Origin of the sequence: Pseudomonas sp. (assembly GCF_037994325.1) — a bacterium.
Lineage (GTDB): Bacteria > Pseudomonadota > Gammaproteobacteria > Pseudomonadales > Pseudomonadaceae > Aquipseudomonas.
Map to the genome: position 1 here is coordinate 1 of NZ_JBBNAH010000544.1, position 2,497 is coordinate 2,497.

The window sequence follows — 2,497 nt, forward strand, 5'->3', positions numbered from 1 at the left end:
CCAGCGTATTCAATGGCACGCCCGGAAGCGGCGTGCGCTTAGAAAGCATCAAGCCTCCATACGTCCCACGCTAAGCGTCAGCCTCCGAAGATGTCTGTAGAACGACTCCGACGTTTGGCCCTCCAGCCACTGCAAGCAATGTCGGAAGGACACACTTAAATGAAGAGTGGCGCGCCTAAACGCTGCAGTACCCGCCACCACCCCGGCGCCTACTTCGGCGTGACGCTTTCCCAGCCGCCTCCCAATGCCAAGAACAAATTGATCTGCTGCATCGCCACTTGAGTGTTGGCGGCGGCTAACTGTGCGCGCATGTCGGTGTAGGTTTTGGTGGCTTGCAGGTCAGCCAGGAACGAGGCGCGCCCGGCTTGGAAGAATTGATGGGTTTGGTTGGCGGCTTGTTGCGCGGAGTGCTCGGCATCCGCCAAGGCGTCACGGCGGTCGAGCAAGGCGCTGTATTGCGCTAGACCCGTTTGAGTTTCCCGAACGGCGTTAAGCACTACGCCATCAAAATGCGCCAACGCCGCTTGGGTGCCGGCCTCAGCTTCGCGAATTCGTGCACGGGCGCCGTTGGTGGGCAGCGTCCAGCTAATCAGCGGGCCAAAGCCCCAGCGGTTGGTCGCCGGCTCGCCGAGGTGGTCGAGAATGCCCACGGTGCCCACCGTCGCGCCAATGCTGATGTTCGGATACAGCTGCCCGGTGGCAACGCCAATCTTGGCGGTAGCGGCTGCCAGCGTACGTTCGGCCTGACGAATATCCGGGCGACGTTTCAGCAGTTCAGCGCCATCGCCCACCGGCAACAACTGGGCAATATGTGGCAGCTCAGCGCAGTCGCTGACGCCGGCCGGCAGTTGACTCACCGGCTTGGCCAGCAACATCGACAGGGTAAACAAACCGGCCTGCTGGGCGGCGTCGTAGCGCGGCATTTCGGCGCGCAGTGATTTGAACTGGGTTTGCGTGCGGGTGACTTGGGTCTCATCGCCGCGCCCGGCATCACGCAGACGCTGCACCAGGGTCACGCCCTCCTCCTGTAAATCCAGGGATTGCTGGGCGATTTTGCGTTCTTCGTTGGCGGCGCACACCTGCGTGTAGGCGCGCACCACTTCGGCCACCAGCGTGATGCGCGCCGTATCCGCGGCGGCCTGTGCGGCATCGGCATTGGCCTCGGCCGATTCAATGCCGCGCTGCAAGGTGCCCCATAAGTCGAACTGGTACGAGGTGTTGATTGAGCCGCTGCCGATATTGGCCACCGGCACTTTTTCCTCCAGCAGAAACGCTTCACCTGACTCCTGCAAACGCTCGGCGCCAAACTTGGCGCTGGCGCCGAAGCCACCTTCGGATTGCGCCTGCTCTACCTGATTACGCGCGCGCGCCAGATTGGCAGCGGCCACACGCAAATCAGTGTTGGAAGCCATGGCCTGCTGCACCAATTGGTCGAGGCGTTCGTCCTGATAGAGGCGCCACCAGTGTGCCGGCACCGGCGCGGAAATCACGTCGCTATTGCCTGTCGCCAATTGCCCTTGCAGATCGGCGCGCTGCACGGCGGCGTCCGTTGGCAGCTGATAATCCGGGCCAACCGTCTGACAGGCCGACAGCAGCCAACTAAAGCCGGCCGCCGTCAGTAAACCGCGGGCTGCATACACGTTCATTGCGCGCTTCCTACCTTAACGTCGTCGATGATCGACACCGTAGCGGTCCGCCCGGCAATCATGCGGAAGTCAGCCGGCACCTCGTCAAAGGCAATACGCACCGGAATACGCTGCGCCAACTGCACCCAGCTGAATGCCGGATTGACGCTCGGCAGCAGGTTGGTGCCGCTGCTGCGGTCGCGGTCTTCCACGGCGGCGACGATGCTTTGCACATGGCCGCGCAGGCGCGTGTTGTCGCCGAGCACGCGGATATCCACAGCCTGGCCGATCTGAATATGTTGCAGCTTGGTCTCTTCGAAATAGCCGTCGATATGGAACGACTCGCCGTCCACCACCGACAGCACCGGTCGGCCGGCGGTGACAAATTCATGGGCTCGCGGCGCACGGTCGTTGAGGTAACCGTCCACCGGGCTGCGAATTACCGAGCGCTCGAGATTGAGCTTGGCGGCATCTACGGCCACTTGCGCTGCCGCCACAGCCGATTGCGCGCGACTCTCGCGGGACTGGCTTTCTTCCAACTGCTCACGGGCCACCAAGTTGCCCAGGCCACGGTTACGTTTGGCCTCGCGTTGCGCTTGCGCTAAGGCTTCTTTGCGCTCGGCGGCACTGGCTTCGGCTTGGCGCAGGGCCAGGGTGAAACGTTCTTGGTCGATGGTAAACAACACATCGCCACGCTTAACTGGCTGGTTGTCGTGCACCTCAACGCGCTCAATCAATCCGGATACATCCGGGGCGATCTGAATCACGTCGGCGCGGATATGGCCGTCGCGGGTCCAGGGGGCAAACATGTAATACATCACCATGCGCCACACCACGACGGTAGCCAGGGTCACCATCAACAACGTCAGGAC

Annotated in this window: 2 protein-coding genes; both read right to left on the reverse strand. The window is 62.3% G+C overall.

Annotation, left to right across the window (positions count from 1 at the left end):
- Window positions 1-209: 209 nt before the first annotated feature.
- Complete coding sequence (locus AAAB16_RS18190) at window positions 210-1,646, reverse strand: efflux transporter outer membrane subunit (protein WP_340664590.1); 1,437 nt, start codon at window positions 1,644-1,646, stop codon at window positions 210-212.
- A partial coding sequence (locus AAAB16_RS18195) for an HlyD family secretion protein (RefSeq protein ID WP_340664591.1) occupies window positions 1,643-2,497 on the reverse strand: 855 nt, incomplete at its 5' end. The genes AAAB16_RS18190 and AAAB16_RS18195, both read right to left, overlap by 4 nt.

Coding starts and splice junctions, on each gene's coding strand:
- AAAB16_RS18190 (WP_340664590.1), bottom strand. CDS start 1,646: ATGAACGTGTATGCAGCCCGCGGTTTACTGACGGCGGCCGGCTTTAGT.